Origin of the sequence: Candidatus Proelusimicrobium volucris (assembly GCF_959605025.1) — a bacterium.
In the GTDB taxonomy this organism is placed as follows: Bacteria; Elusimicrobiota; Elusimicrobia; order Elusimicrobiales; family Elusimicrobiaceae; genus Proelusimicrobium; species Proelusimicrobium volucris.
In genome coordinates this window covers 1-14,454 of sequence record NZ_CAUHCY010000008.1, presented here as the reverse complement: position 1 = coordinate 14,454, position 14,454 = coordinate 1, and the positions used below count along the sequence as shown (strand labels likewise).

15 protein-coding genes are annotated in these 14,454 nt (G+C 46.1%); 14 read left to right on the top strand and 1 reads right to left on the bottom strand.

Annotated features, from left to right (window positions below):
- Nucleotides 1-40 precede the first annotated feature (40 nt).
- The 14 genes from ACQY3M_RS06895 to ACQY3M_RS06830 are packed head-to-tail and all read left to right on the top strand — an operon-like array spanning nt 41 to nt 13,798.
- Nucleotides 41-1,957: a hypothetical protein gene (locus ACQY3M_RS06895; protein ID WP_428067024.1), complete on the top strand. Its 1,917-nt coding sequence runs from the start codon at nt 41-43 to the stop codon at nt 1,955-1,957.
- Between the two features lie 17 nt (nt 1,958-1,974).
- Nucleotides 1,975-3,576 (top strand): type IV pilus biogenesis protein PilM, encoded by a 1,602-nt coding sequence (gene pilM, locus ACQY3M_RS06890; protein ID WP_428067022.1) that lies wholly within the window; start codon nt 1,975-1,977, stop codon nt 3,574-3,576.
- Complete coding sequence (locus ACQY3M_RS06885) at nt 3,573-4,154, top strand: hypothetical protein (protein WP_428067021.1); 582 nt, start codon at nt 3,573-3,575, stop codon at nt 4,152-4,154. Before pilM ends, ACQY3M_RS06885 begins: the two co-directional genes overlap by 4 nt.
- A 12-nt stretch (nt 4,155-4,166) precedes the next feature.
- Entirely contained in the window at nt 4,167-4,775 is a 609-nt protein-coding gene (locus ACQY3M_RS06880; RefSeq protein ID WP_428067020.1) for a hypothetical protein, read from the top strand.
- A 30-nt stretch (nt 4,776-4,805) separates the two neighbouring features.
- A complete protein-coding gene (locus ACQY3M_RS06875) occupies nt 4,806-6,404 on the top strand; it encodes a secretin and TonB N-terminal domain-containing protein (RefSeq protein WP_428067018.1) in 1,599 nt (532 codons plus the stop codon).
- A gap of 37 nt (nt 6,405-6,441) precedes the next feature.
- Nucleotides 6,442-8,193 (top strand): GspE/PulE family protein, encoded by a 1,752-nt coding sequence (locus ACQY3M_RS06870; protein ID WP_428067016.1) that lies wholly within the window; start codon nt 6,442-6,444, stop codon nt 8,191-8,193.
- A gap of 21 nt (nt 8,194-8,214) precedes the next feature.
- Nucleotides 8,215-9,447, top strand: coding sequence for a type II secretion system F family protein (locus ACQY3M_RS06865; protein ID WP_428067014.1), 1,233 nt, complete (start codon nt 8,215-8,217; stop codon nt 9,445-9,447).
- 14 nt (nt 9,448-9,461) lie between these two features.
- Nucleotides 9,462-10,001, top strand: a complete 540-nt coding sequence (locus ACQY3M_RS06860; protein WP_428067013.1) for a prepilin-type N-terminal cleavage/methylation domain-containing protein — start codon at nt 9,462-9,464, stop codon at nt 9,999-10,001.
- A 33-nt stretch (nt 10,002-10,034) separates the two neighbouring features.
- Nucleotides 10,035-10,502 carry a type II secretion system protein gene (locus ACQY3M_RS06855; RefSeq protein WP_428067011.1) on the top strand — a complete coding sequence of 156 codons (468 nt, stop codon included), beginning with the start codon at nt 10,035-10,037 and terminating at the stop codon, nt 10,500-10,502.
- The gene (locus ACQY3M_RS06850; protein WP_428067010.1) at nt 10,480-10,983 is read left to right on the top strand and encodes a type II secretion system protein; all 504 of its coding nucleotides are present in this window, start codon (nt 10,480-10,482) and stop codon (nt 10,981-10,983) included. Before ACQY3M_RS06855 ends, ACQY3M_RS06850 begins: the two co-directional genes overlap by 23 nt.
- A gap of 9 nt (nt 10,984-10,992) precedes the next feature.
- Nucleotides 10,993-11,406, top strand: coding sequence for a hypothetical protein (locus ACQY3M_RS06845; RefSeq protein ID WP_428067009.1), 414 nt, complete (start codon nt 10,993-10,995; stop codon nt 11,404-11,406).
- Nucleotides 11,403-12,047, top strand: coding sequence for a PilW family protein (locus tag ACQY3M_RS06840; RefSeq protein ID WP_428067008.1), 645 nt, complete (start codon nt 11,403-11,405; stop codon nt 12,045-12,047). The genes ACQY3M_RS06845 and ACQY3M_RS06840 overlap by 4 nt, the downstream gene beginning before the upstream one ends.
- 1 nt (nt 12,048) lies before the next feature.
- A complete protein-coding gene (locus ACQY3M_RS06835) occupies nt 12,049-12,405 on the top strand; it encodes a hypothetical protein (protein ID WP_428067006.1) in 357 nt (118 codons plus the stop codon).
- Between the two features lie 22 nt (nt 12,406-12,427).
- A complete protein-coding gene (locus ACQY3M_RS06830) occupies nt 12,428-13,798 on the top strand; it encodes a hypothetical protein (protein ID WP_428067005.1) in 1,371 nt (456 codons plus the stop codon).
- A 427-nt stretch (nt 13,799-14,225) separates the two neighbouring features.
- Here ACQY3M_RS06830 and ACQY3M_RS06825 read toward each other — a convergent pair.
- Nucleotides 14,226-14,454: hypothetical protein (locus tag ACQY3M_RS06825; protein WP_428067004.1), on the bottom strand; the 229-nt coding region annotated here is incomplete at its 5' end.

The window sequence follows — 14,454 nt, the reverse complement described above, 5'->3', positions numbered from 1 at the left end:
ATAATGTGAAGTTATTTATATACCTTTAAAGGGGTACACTATGTCGAATATCAAAAGCAGATTAACAAAATATGCATTGATGGCTTTTTCGTTATGCTTTGTTTTTACAGCCGTTTACGCCGCGCAAATGACAGCGGAAGATAAACTCAATAAAGGTAAAATGCTGTATGAGGAAGGCAAATATGATGATGCCATGGATAATTTTATTGACGTATTCGTCCAGGGCAATCCTGAACAGATTTCCGAAGCGAACGAATATGTCAATATGATTCACTTTAAACGCGGCGGGGTGGAGGCTCCAAAAAAGGTTCCTTATGATGAGGAATTGGAAAAGAGCCGCGAGACCGGTCATGAAGGGAAAGTTTTGTACGATTCGAGAGCCGGGAAACAGACCGATGAATACGGGGAACCCGTAAAAGAAGCGAAGAAACCGGCCGGTGCTTCGGATGGGCAGTCATACGGCGCTTCCGCTGTAGATGAACCTACGATATATAAACCCGAGGGTTATGAAGAAGAAAAGCCGGCGGAAAAGATAGTGGCGCAAAGCAGCATGCCTGCCGGCGACGACGCTGAAGTAAAGGCCATGAGGAAGGATAGCATAAACGCGCAGATAGCGGAAATGACAGACGCCGTATTGGCGAAGTTAAATTCGTATAAAGGAATAAATGTGTATATGCGCGGCGGAATGGTAGACGCCATCGATATGGAGTCGGACGTTATATTCGAAGACGACGGCATAACTTTTAAGAGATCTGCCAAAGAGATCTTGGATCAGGTTTATTCTTTGATGATATTAAGCGGCACCCCGTCATTTGTATTATTGCCGCCGGGCTCATACAGCGACAATGTGTCAATACAGGGCGTAAGGCAAACCGTGGCGTTAAATTCGTATTTGATAAATATGGGTATATCCAGCGCTAAGTTGAACTTCAATATGGGTTTAACTACGGAAGAGCCGCCCGCCAAGTTCAGTGATTTGGAAGGTATTTCAATAGTATTCGATTACACCGCTAAACCTAATTTAAAATTAAAATCGACGGAACGTAATTTGCCGCCGGTACTCAGTTTGGGTTTATATCCGTTTAGGACTATAACTCCCGATGAGGATGAAGGTATGGTGGTAGATTTCTCCGTAGTACAGACTTCGGACAAAGTTGCAGATTGGACCTTGCAGATAATACAGCACGGCAAAGACGGAAAGTATTATGTAGTAAGACAAGTCGCGGGTAAAGGTCCTATATACAGGCAGATATTCTGGAACGGAAAGAAGCAGTATTTCGGCCAAATATTGCCGCTTGGAAGCTACACGATAATTTTAAGGGCTACGGATGTTGACGGCCGCGAGAAAGTTGTAAGACGTAAAGTGGAATTGTTGGAGAGTGCCGCTCAGAAGGAGAAAGCGGCAAAAGCCGCCAAGCAGCCTGCGTCTACGGATCCTAAGCTGGATTATACAAAGAAACGTTTGTGGACCAAACCTGCGGCTATAAGGCAATCTGGTGCTGACAAACTGGAAAGCGCTGCCGCGGTAAGCGGAGAAGACTTTATGATGGAGCAGCCTGCGGGTATGCCCATGGATGACTACGGCTTGAGCACGTATTCTACGGGTGACTATGCAAACCCGGCTTCGACTGATACGAGTATGGGTTATAATACCGGATATAATACCGTAAATATGCCCGGCGCTGCTGGTACTGGGTATGACACGGGCGCTGCGGCTGGCGGTTATGGCCTTACCGACGGAGCAAGCACCGGTACTGCTGCGGGCGCTTTTGATACAGGGGCTATGACGAACAACGCTGGCGGATATGGTGCTGCGGCTGGTGGCTATGGTGCCAATGCTGCGGCGGCGAACAATACCGCGGGATACGACGCTATGACCGGGGGCTATGACGCTAATGCCGCCGCTTTTGACAGCGCGGCAGCCGTACCTGACGATGCGGCCAATTACGAGTATTGATTATAAGAGAGGGTAAAATGTCTTTTGCTTCAACGATAGACAGTTCCCTTGGCATCAAGAGGACTAACTATAAAGAATGTATAGGCATATACATATCTTTGACGGATGTATATGTAGCGCAGGTGCGGGAGAAATCCGGCGGTTTGGAGATAGATTCTCTGATAAAGCTGCCGGTAGGGGAAATACCGCCCGGCGTATTAAAACCCGCGGATTTGAACGAGGGGTTTTTCTCGACGCCTAAACATTGGCTTGATCCGATAAAGAAGATTATAGATAGCAAGCAATGGGCGACGAAAAATGTGGTGGTTACATTGGCCTCCAATTTCAGCATACACCGCCACTTTGTTATGCAGGATACTCCGCGCCGCTACTGGAAAAATACTATACCTTTACAGGCGCGCAAGTATATACACTATCCTTTTGAGAGGGGAGTATCGGATTATTACGTATATCCGTTCTATGCGGGACTGAGCAAAGCCAAACATCTGGGCGTTGTTTTTTCCATGACTTCGGCGCGTATAGTACAAGTGCTTGAAGCCGGAATGAAGAGCATCGGCCTTAATTTGGTGGCTGTGGAAACCTCCCCGATATCAATATACAGGCTTTTTAACCAGACCGATAAGGAAAATGTATCGGGCAAGGGCTGTATATACGCCAATTTTACGGCGCATACCGGCCAGTTCTTATACGCGTTGAACAATGCGCCCGTTTTAATGCGGGAAGTGGAAGTCCAAAAAGCGATAGGCAACAGGAATCGCTTGGAAGTAAACAACTGTATGGATTTTATATCCAAACAGATTGAGAAAAATCCGTTTGAAGATGTTGTGGTAATTTCCGATGAAGCGGATTTTTGGGCTCCGATATTGGAAAGCGAAGTAAAAAGGCATGTAAGGACTTGGAAGATTTCCGATATTTTTGGTTTTAAGGTTGAAGGGTTCGCGGAGATGGCGGCTATAGGCGCGTGCTTAAAGTTCGTCAATAAGAATGTTCCCGATATAGACTTGTACCGCAAGAACAGATCTTCCGACGAAGAAATCCGCAGCACGATAACAGTATGGAAACTTGCTTTGATGTTGGTTGCCTTATTGATAATATGGTGCGGTTTTGTTCAGGTAAGGGCTGTATTCCAGTTGAAGGCATTGTCGGCTCAAACATTCACCAGTACAAAAGATATACCCGACTTTGAGGGCTTATATGCATCTCAGATAAAGGAGCGGGTGAGTGCGATGAGCAGGAAGGCCAAATCCTTATCTACGTATTTGGAACCGGTAAATTATACGGAGAAGCTATCCGTTCTGCCGGATATATTGCCGCCGGAGATGTGGCTTACGGAACTTGATATAAGATATCCGTACAATACCGGGGCATCGAGGCTCAAAGAAAAGAGCTATATCCGTATGGAAGGTGTAGCCAGCGTTGTTTCTGGCAGGGAGAAGGAACTGGCGTTGGGCAACAGGTTCAGAACGGTGGTGGATTCCACTCCGGAGATGGCTGATCTGTGTAAAGGCAGAGCGACGATATCTTACGATTTTTCTACGGCTCCGTTGAAGCAGCAGCAGAAAGATTTTGTGCTTGGCACTAAATTCTCCTTGAAATGCGAGAAGGAGGACAAGAAATGAAATTTTTCACTGATATAAAGGAAGGATTGTCAGACGTACAGAACATGTTGTTCGAGAAGAACTGGAATCCGTTCATAAGGCCGTTGGTCCTACTGTTGATAGTATTTGTGGGCGTATGGTATATAAACGGTGTGGCAAACTCTAAAGTATTGGAAGCGCAGCGCAAAGTAGACGCCAAAAAGGCGGAAGAGGAGAGCGCGAAAGAGTATGAAGATTCCAAAGCTCTTTATGACCAGCTTGTAAAGCAGCTTCCCGATTACAGCAAGAAAGACGAGTGGCTGTTGAGCCAAATGCTGTCGTTCTTCAACAAAGTGGGGGTGGAGCCCTCCAGGACGGGCAAACACATGTTGGACGAAGACGGCGATTTTACTCATTCTTCGGTAACGTTTGATTTCGAACTTACGTACGAACAGTTGGGCAAACTTATAGAGATGGTGGAAAATAACGAGCAGTTTATGAGATTGTCCAATTTAACCGTATCGCGTGCGGAAGGCGCATTGGGGCGGCTGCAGGCAGGTTTTAGGGTTCACACATTATTTTTGAAAAACAAAAATGATGCGAGAAAACCTGCAAAATAGGCGGTGATAGATATGAGAAGAGAAATAAAGAGCGTTTTTTGTGCAATAACGATAATGGCGACTGCGATAATACCGTTAAGCGGACAGAATCCCGGCGGCGTTATTGTGGACGGTAACCGCAAAACGGATATAATTGAGCCCGTGGTAACGCCTCAAGTTCCCGTTAAGGCGGCCAAAGCGGTGGGCAATCAAGCAAGCAGTTCTACTGCGGCAACTAAAAAAGCCAATAAGGAGGTTGCGCCGAGGGTGGTGTTTGCCCCTACGAATAACAGAGATCCGTTTTTGTCTATGGAGGAAGTGGATTCCATCGAGAAAGCGAGGTTGGCGGAACAGAAAAGGATTGCCGAAGAACGCAGAAGAATGGAAGAGTTGGAACGCCAGCGCCGTGCAGAGTTGGAACGCCAACGCCGCTTGGAGGAAGAACTTAAACGTAATCCGGCGCGCGCTATCATAGATAAAATAACCATAGACGGTATTTTGGGTACGGAGGCTATCGTAAACGGAGAGATAGTCGGCGTAAACGGAACGGTGCTGGGCGCGAAAGTAGTGAAAGTGTCCGACGATTCCGTAACATTTGTCTATAAAGGGCAAAGATTTGTAAAGAAGTTACCATTGATGTAGTTTGATTGGTTTAAATTAAGGAGGAAGTTAATGAAGAAAAGACTGGCTCTGTTCCTGGCGGTAGTGTTTGCGGGTTCACAGGTAGCGGTACCTGTGGAAGCGTCGGCACAAAGTTCCAGGCCTGAAGCAAAAGTTGCGGTAGTGGAAGATTTGACCTATGGCGACGATAACGGGAATCGCCCGGCTGCCAGAGGGGAATCTTCTATATACAAGCAGGCGGAGGATAATACTCCTCTCGACAGAAAAGTAACTATCAGGGTAAACAATGTACCCATAGGTACTTTTTTAAACAGTATATCGGCACAAGCGAAGATTAACTTTATCATGGGCGAGGAATTCGCCGGGAAGAAAGTTTCCGCTTCGTTGGCTAATGTAACTGTAAGAGAAGCGTTGGATACCCTTTTAAGGGTGCAGGGGCTTACGTATCAGCGTATCGGCAAGAGCGACAGCTACGTAATCACGAAGAGATCTGATGAAGCTCCGGACGCTGTAACGAAAGTATACACTTTAAACTACGTATCATTGCAACCGCAGAGTTCAATAGCGCAGGACATAAATAAGATTATGCCTGCCGATACGACATCAAGCAGTTTTTCAACGACTTCCTCTAACGTGAACGTGTTTGACACGACCAGCGTTGGCGGCGGAGCCGGAATGGGTATGGGTACCGGCAGCGGAATGAGCGGCAGCGGCGACGGAGCCAGCGCAATACTCTCCGTAATCAAGAGCGTATTGACCAAACAAGGCAAAATAGCCGTAGACGCCAGAACGAACAAACTGATAATCACCGACGTACCCGAAGTATTCCCGCAAGTCGAGAATATCTTGGCCGAACTTGATATAAAAGCGCCTCAGATCTTAATAGAAGCGCAGGTTATCGAAGTAGGCAAGGGCAGCGGATTGAACCTCGGTTTCAACTGGACCAACGAAGACGGTACCTGGGCGTCGGCCAGCTTGGGCGGCGTATCGGCCGTACCTTGGGACTGGTTGGGCGGCAGCAGCAATTTCTGGAAATGGTTCGGCGCTGACGGCGACGGCAATGGCGAGCCTACTTACGGAAGCAATATCAACGAAGGCAACTCCGAAGGCGGAATTTCCGCGGATTTCGGCGGCTTCTCGGTAGCGTTCCAAGCGATGCTGAGCAAAAACGAAGCCAGATCACTCGGTAAACCGAAAGTAATCACGATGAACAACAATCCCGCGATTATTACTTCTTCAAGGGATGCTTCAATCGGTACGATTACCAAGGAAACGAGCGGCGCTTCTACGAGCTCCACTTCCGGTAACGAAAGAAGAAGAGTCGGTTTGACCTTGACGGTAACTCCGCAGGTAAACAAAGAAGGCTACGTAACCTTGACGGTAGCGCCTTCTTACTCGGACTTGATTCCTTCCGAAACGGGGGATTCCTACGATACCGTAACCAGGGCCGTGTCCACTCAAGTCAGAGTAAAGAGCGGACAGACCGTGGTGCTGGGCGGTTTGTTGCAATCTGTTGAGAAGGAAACCGTAAGGAAAGTTCCTTTGCTCGGACAGATCCCCGTAATCGGCTGGTTGTTTACGAACAAACAAAACACCAAGAGCACGACGGACTTGGTAATATTCTTAACGCCTACGGTACTTTCCGAATAGGCTGAGAGAAACTGACATTTAATTGAAGGATCGTTTTATGGCTAAGAAGCTGACAGACATATTAAAAGAGCAAGGAAAACTGAACGAAGAAGGTTTAGCTAAAGCGACTTTACATTCGAATCAGACGGGCATGTCCGTTCAAGACTCGTTGGTAACGTTGGGCATAGTTAAGGAAGAGGATATTACGATAGCCATCTCCAAGCAGCTTGCCGTACCTTACGCGAGTAAAGAGAACGGTGTATTGGTGCCCGAAAAAGATCAAAATCTTGCCTCTATAATATCTGAGAAGTTCGCCCGGGAGAATTTGATACTTCCGCTGTTTGCCGAAGACGGTTCTCTTGCGGTAGCCATGAACGATCCTTCAAACGTATTCTTGCTGGATAACTTAAAGATGATGACGGGTATGTCCATACAGCCCTTCATCGCCAGTAAGAGCCAATTGTTTTTGGCATTGGATAACTTCTATACCAAGAAGAATATCTTGGAAGAAGTTATATCGGAGAAGGAAGACGACAGCGCGGCGGCGCCTTTGGACAGCCAGGAAAATTTGGACGATCTGACAAACGCCGATGGAAAGATAGACTTGGATAAAGAAAGCGCAACGGGGCCGGGATCGCATTACGTAAAGATGGTAAACGTAATATTGAGGCAGGCTATGAGCGAGCGCGTATCCGATATCCACTTGGAAATATTTGACGAGCGTGTAAGTTTAAGGTTCCGCATAGACGGATCTTTGTATGAGAGGACGTCCCCTCCCAAAGAAGCGGTAAACGCGATAATTTCGCGTATAAAGATTTTATCTAAGTTGGACATAGCCGAGAAGAGGCTGCCGCAGGACGGTAGTTTCGCTGTAAAGTACCATAACAGGACGGTGGAGTTCCGTGTATCAGTATGTCCGACGGTATTTGGCGAGAAGCTGGTTATTCGTATTTTGGATAAAGGTACCAGTGACTTAAACGTAGATAAATTGGGCTTTGAACCTCGCCAGAAGAAAGACTTTTTGGAAGCTGCGGCTATGCCGCACGGCTTGATATTTTTGACCGGCCCGACAGGTTCCGGAAAAACTACTACGCTAAACGCGGTGCTGTCTACGATAAAAACGCCGGAATTAAACTTTATGACATTGGAAGACCCTGTCGAGTATAAACTTGACGGTATCAGTCAGGTTCAAGTGAAATCACAGATAGGTTTAACGTTTGCGGCAGGCTTAAGGTCGTTTTTGCGTCAAGACCCGGACGTAATACTGGTCGGTGAGGTCCGCGACTCTGAAACCGCCGAAGCGTGTCTAAAGGCTGCTATGACAGGTCACTTGGTGTTGTCGACCTTGCACACAAACGAGGCGATAGGCGCGATACCGCGTCTTACGGATATGGGCATAGAGCCGTTTTTGTTGGCCAGCTCCTTGGCCTTGGTGGCGGCGCAGCGTCTTATAAGGGTGCTGTGTCCGTATTGCAAGGTTCCGTATTTGCCTACGCCGGATGTTCTTGATCAGATAGCGAAAGAATCGAAATTGCCGGAAAGGGAAAGATCTACATGGACATTTTTTAAAGCTGCCGGATGCCCTAAATGTGCGGGTACCGGATATAAAGGCAGAAAAGCTATATATGAAGTGTTTAAAATAAACGAAGTAATGCGCAATACTATATATAAGACTAAAGATTTGATAGAGCTGCGCAATGCTGCTATGGCGACGGGCGCTTGGAACTTGAGGGCCAGCGGTTGGCGTAAAGCGGTGAGGGGCATAACCTCGGTGGAGGAAGTGCTTTCCGTGACGACGGCGGACGAATAAAAAAGGGAAGGGGTTTAGAATATGGCGAGATTTAATTATGTAGCCCAGGATAACAGCGGCAGAAATTATAAGAGTCATGTAGATGCCGCTAATAAAGAGAAAGCTTTGGAAATTTTGCAGTCCAAGGGTATATTTGTTATAGAGATTACACCTGTAGTCAAGAAGAACCTTTTTGCGGCGTTTGGACAGTCGTCGTTAAACGCTTCTTCGGCTAAGGTGCCGGGGCATGTTAAAGCGTTTTTTGCGGAGCAGCTAGCGACGCTTATCGCGGGCGGCGTGCCGCTGGTAAGAGCTATTTCTTTGTTGGGAGAGTATTCTACCGACAAACAATTGGGGCCGATACTTTTAAGCGTGGCGCGCGATGTGGCGGGCGGTAACAGTTTGCACGGATCTTTGGAAAAATTTCCAAAAGTGTTTGATCACACGTGGCTGGCGATGGTGCAGGCAGGCGAGGTTGGCGGACACTTGTCGGAGGCTTTGCTTCAAGTAGCCAGATATGTAAAGTCAACAGAGGCTTTGAAGAGTAAAATTATTACAGCCATAACATATCCTGCGATATTGTTTTTGATGTCGGTGGGCGTATTGATATACTTCGTAGTCGGCATCGTACCTACATTTGCTACCATATTTAAGGATTTCGATATGGAGTTGCCTGCGATTACTCAGCTTGTATTGGCTATTTCAAATGTGGTAAGGAACCATTTATTTCTGCTTATTTTGGCAATACTGGCCGCAGCGGGCGGTTTTTATATGCTGATACACAACCCGGTAGGCAGAAGGGTTTGGCATAAGTTCCATATAACTATGCCGATATTTGGTTCATTCATAAGCAATATTTATTTTGAAAGGATATTATCAACGATGGCTACGCTTCTTAACAGCGGTGTTAGCATTATAAACGTTTTAAACGTTATGGAAGAGGCTTTTGAGAGCAACGTCATAATAAGAAACGCCATTGTCGAGGCGAAGCGTGATGTAACCTCGGGTAAAAGCATATCGGAATCTTTCAGGAAGACGCATGTGTTTCCGGGACTGATGACGGAAATGATGTTGATGGGTGAGGAATCCGGAAGATTGCCGCACATTATGGAAACCTTATCCAAATTCTACACGGAACAGATTAACCAGTTTATAGCGCGCTTTTCGGCATTGATAGACCCTATATTGATTGTAGGTATCGGTGCTATAATCGCGGTGGTAGTACTTTCGATCTTCATGCCTATATTCAAAATGTCGCAGATCGGTATGGGTTAATGGCAGGGGCGAATATGTTAAAGAGAAAAAACGGTTTTACATTTGTGGAGGTATTGGTAATAGTGGTATTGATAGCTATAATATCATTAGTGGCGGTGCCTTCATATAAGAAAGGACTAGAAACTTCGAAGAACAACCAAGCTAGGGCTAAACTGCTGGAGATAGCCAACGCCGCCAGAATGTATAACGAAGACGCGCGTGGCTCGGCGCAGGTGGCCGGTTCGTTTGGGGCTCCGGTGGAAGGGTACAGCGATCCGCGGTCCTTATTTTTCAGCAGTGTCGTTTCTGCGGAAGAAGATATGAACGAATCCAGCACTTCAAAGTATGCATATTTGACGGACCCTGAATCATTAAGCGGTACAGGTTTTAGGGGCTACAACTTTTATATATGTACGCCTGATGTAGAAGATGCTACATGCGGGGGCGACATAAATGTTGTGGCGATAATGACTCCTGGCGAGAGCATTACCGATGAACGCTATGTCGGCAAGATTTGGAAGGTTTCCAATGAAAATCCCGGCAGGGTTGTAATGATGTCTTCGGCGGGTGCGTAATATTGGTTATATTGTAAATAAGCGGGAAAAGATATGACAGGGAAAAACAAGGGTTTTACTTTAGTGGAAGTATTGGTAGCTATAATAATAATAATGATATTGGCGACGTATTCCGTCCTAAAATATACGGAAACTATATATGAGGGCGAAAATAAGAAAGCCAAAGCGCAAATGGAGGTTATAGCCGGTGCTTATAAGATGTATCTGATGGAATACCCTGAAGAGCCTTTAAGCGGGGCACTCTCTTATGCCGATAATAAGTGTGTAGCTTCCAAGGCGAGTGGCGGTACGGCGAGTTTTTATTGCGGGAAGCTGGATATAGTCGGGAGTAAATACATCTTTACTTTGGGTACGCCTACCGACACCCCTTCGTGCGGTTCAAGTTTAGTGACGATGACTTCAAAATCGGGCGAGAAGGTGGGGGAAAACTACGGCAGCGGATATTGCGCATATATAGACAGATTCGGGAGGGCTGCAGATGGTTCCAATAGCGGATCTTAGGAAAAATGGCAAAGGTTTCACTTTGCCGGAATTATTGGTGGTAATGGTCATATTGGCCTTATTGGCAGCGGTGAGCACTCCGTTTATAAAGGGGTATATACGCGATGCTCAAAACGGGAAAGCTAAAGCCGCGCTGATACAGATTGCCGAGGCGTATAAGACATTTAGGACGGATTATCCCAATGCCACGGTAAGCGGCACGGTGACGAAAGAGAGCAGGGCGGCATCGGATTGCGGCGAAAGCACCATACAATATAAAGGCAATAACGAAGCGAACGTATTGGTAAGCTGCAAATACTTAAGGCCGATCAAATGGAGCAGGATGAAATATACTTTTTCCGTAGGAGGAAACTGCTCTGCGTGCAGCGGTACGGTACATGCGTCGATGCAAGGTACGGACAGCGGCGGAGATTACAGCTCGTCATATTGTGCATGCGTAGACGAGTACGGTAATATAAAAGATAATAAGAGCGCGGATTAGGTAAAGTATATGTTAAACAAAAAGGGATATACTATAGTTGAAGGCATAATAGCAATGTTATTGGTGGCGATAATGGTCGGCGCGATATTTTCCGCGTTGATGGCGTCGCGGCGTGCGATAGTGGAGCCAAGCTATAGGGAAGAAATGATGTATACGGTTGAGAGTTTGGCCAACAGCATAAAGAATTATGTTGATACAAACGGCGGAGATTTGGAATCTTTATGCGGAAGCACTACGCCTTTATCAAACGGCGAGCACGATTGTTCGGAATTATTGCCTGACGTATGCAGAACCGGTGAGGGTTATAACTCCAGTTTGACATATACGGTTAGCGGTTTGACGGCATCGGATAATACCGGGGCTTATACTCCTGCGGTGAATCAAGTAAAAATAAATATCGTTTGCAATGGTGAAGTGTTATGAAGAATAGAAAGGGCTTTACGTTAATGGAGTTGTTGGTTGCGGTATTTATAGCCAGCATGGTAACGATAGCGTTGATGACGGTGTGGAAAGCGTCGTCTATGCAGACGTCGCAGGGCCAGCGTCAGAGCATAATAAGGAACAATTTATCTATATTTATGAGGGCATTACACCGCGATATAACGGAAGCGGATTTGATACTTGCTCCGGACACCAGTGCTTCAGGCGGGGTAATAGTTGCCGTACGCAACGCATATTTGGTGAAAGAGGGGGCAAGTTATTATGTTCTGCCCAATACTATTTCTTATACCAAGGATCCGGGCGGTCCGCAGATAGAAAGCGATCCGATAGCGTTTGCCTATTGCCAAGAAGGCTCTACAATAAGGCGGTCTAGAGAAATTCCTTTAAAAGAATTGTCGCATGATTCGTTGGAAAAATCTAGCCTGATAAGCAATGCCGAAAGTGCATGTTCAAGCGGCAGGATTTACATGGATTATATAGTTGCAAACGGTTTTGACGTTTCCACCGACGACAATATAAATTATACGGTTAGCTTAATAGTGCATAAGGATTTTGAAGGGAGCGAAAATCCTCCTGTACATATAGAAATGAGCAAGACGTTTATAAAGGCCGGAGGCGCATAAAATGAAGATTTTTAACAGAAGGGGATCGGCATTGATGCAGGTTATGGTAATGGGCAGCATAATTGCGGCCATTATCATTATGCTTATGAGATTTGCTATAGGCAGAACGAGCAATATGCTTAAGACTAAACGCATGATATCGTCAAAGGCATATGCGGAAGGCTGTATAGCGCAATATAACGCGATAGCGGTGGAGCGTGCATTGGATGGCGTACCGCCGTTGCTCGATAGCAACAATGTTGAAACTTTCACTTGTACTATAGACGGCGTAACTACGGAAATTGGTATAAAGTGGGGCTCTACCACTACCGGTTTGGGCAATATAGAGTTTTTGATAGATACTACTCAGCTTGACTAGAAATTCCAAAAAAGGGCGGCAAATGCAGAGCGATAATATACATAAAGCGGTTGTGGCCGTTGCAATTTTGTTTTGTTTATCTCCATTGTTAGACGCGCAGCAAAGTGATGTGTCTAAGAGCTTTTTGGACAAAGCCCGCAAGGTTAAGGCTACGGCGCCTGCCGCCCGGAATGAGAGGACCTCTTTACCGGCCGCAAATCAAGAAGAAAACTACGAAAATGCAGTTTCTTCGTCTACTTTAAGTTTGATAAGGCCGCCCAAAGACGAACAACCGGAACAGATAATTCCGCAAGGCGAAGTTGCCCCCCAATCCGGGAAAGAAGAGATTGTGAACACCGATAAACCCGATGCTTCCGCATCAATAAAAACTCCGCAATTTAAGAAAGTGAAAAAGACTGCTCCCAAGAAAGCTCCAGAGCCCGGCCACGGTATCAAATGGATAGACAGCTCTACGCGTAATTTCAGCATAAAAGTTGAGCCGCAAACCAGCGGCATTATGACGCCCAATTTGGGTATGAAGTTTGAAACGGTATACCAAATCCTAAGCAAGAATATATCGTGGATGATGTCGGGCAAGGCCAAGGTTTACGTATATCAGAACAGACAGAGTTTTTTGAGGAACGAGCCTGTGGCTAGCAGTTGGTCCGGCGCGTTTTTCTCCCCTACGGAAGACAGAATAGTGATGTACGACGAGCCGAAGAACACCTCTAAGATGTTATCGCAGTTTACGCACGAGCTTACCCACCTTTTTGTGGAGGAATTTTATAATCCGCCTTCGGAAAGTTATAAACTTGAGCCGCCGATATGGCTTAACGAAGGTTTAGCCGTGAATATGGAGGATATATCTTCCAGCACTAAGGGCGGCGTTTGGGCCAACGATTTGGTGGTAATCAACATAATAAGCCAAAGCGAGAAATTGAAACTGCTCTCTCGCCTTAGAAGCGGGCAGCGCCTGACGGCGGAAGAGCGGCGGGCGGCCGCTTCCAATATGGTAACGGCCAAGACGGTAGTGTTTACAAACTTTGCGGATTTTGTAAAAAACAGTTCTTATGATATAGCGGAGCAGAAAGGCGACGTGGAGAATTGGTATTTCCAGGCTTATGCTATGGTAAGGTTCTTGTTCCGCTCGAAAAATTCCGATTATCCCGATAAGAGGATACAGTTTGAACAGTTTACCAAACTTATGAAGACCTTTGAGGACAAAAAAGACTCCAAGGGCAATGTAATGCGCGACGAACACGGCAGGGTTATAAAGAAGAGAATGTCGACTGAAGCCGCTCTCAAAAAAGCCTACGGCTTTAGAAATATGCAAGATTTTGAAACGAAGTTCTGGAAATGGCTTGTAGAAATGCAAAGGCAAGAGCGCCAAAAGATAAAGAACGGACAGTTTTAACCATAAAAAATCGGCCCGATTTTATCGGGCCGATTTTTTTTGAATGTCTTTTGGCATTAGCGATAGTTAAGACTGTAAAGCGATATTTTACGGCTTTTGGGATATTTCGCGCCGACGGATATTTTTAATAAATATGCTAATGATCAACTTGTCAACCAATAAAAAACCCCCGCTTTCGTATTCGGGGGTTAGTTAGTTATTGACGCTTTGGTCATTCTCTGTTCCTTTAAGTGCTGTTAGGTCGTACTTCCTTAAGGGGGCTTAGCGCCATGCCGGGGCACCTCTGCCCCTGATCACGGCACCCGCTCAAGATGCCTTCTACAGCCTTAACTATAATATAAGCGGCAAAAGTTAAAAGTCAAGACCCACAAAAACTGAAGTTCGGGGTAAAAAAGGGGAGTATGTCGGCATTTTTTGGGCTTTCGCCTCAAGGCGGGGGGAGGTGTTTATCGGGCGGGTTTTTCTTTTTGATTTTTTTATAAACTCCGCCGTGTTTTATTGTTGTTTTTATGCCGCGATATGTTTTTGCGATTGTAAAAATAGGGGGAAATAAGCCTGTCGTACGTCGAGGTTTACCGAAAAGCCGAAAAACGCTTGACTGTTTTTTTTTTTTTGATAAATTTTCTCTGTGCCCAGCAAGGGCAAAAAGGAGGAAG